Genomic DNA, 354 nt, shown 5'->3' with positions numbered 1-354 from the left:
GCCGCCTGAGCGCGGACGTTGGGCTCGACCAGCTGGAGACAACAGCCTGTTTCTCAATGGTATGCTGCATGTTCTGCGCACAGGCTGTCCGTGGCGGGACATGCATGAGCGCTACGGCAAATGGAACTCGGTCTATGTCCGGTTCCGGCGTTGGGCTGAGCAGGGGGTGTGGGATGCTCTGCTGCAAACCCTGATAGACCTCGACCTGACCGATAACTGGCAGCATATGGTCGACAGTACCGTAGTCCGTGCCCATTCACAGGCTACGGGCGCAAAAGGGGGGCTCATTCGGAGGCTTTTGGTCGATCACGCGGCGGCTTTACGAGCAAGATCCATGTCCGATGTGACAATCAA

At 58.8% G+C, this 354-nt stretch carries 1 protein-coding gene; it reads left to right on the top strand.

The window, feature by feature from the left end:
* A partial coding sequence (locus KP705_RS19700) for a transposase (RefSeq protein WP_215765536.1) occupies nt 1–354 on the top strand: 354 nt, incomplete at both ends.

Origin of the sequence: Gluconobacter sp. P1D12_c (assembly GCF_018812105.1) — a bacterium.
Classification (GTDB): domain Bacteria; phylum Pseudomonadota; class Alphaproteobacteria; order Acetobacterales; family Acetobacteraceae; genus Gluconobacter; species Gluconobacter oxydans_A.
Note: the sequence above shows the minus strand (reverse complement) of the source record. Positions and strands in the feature narration are given on the sequence as shown.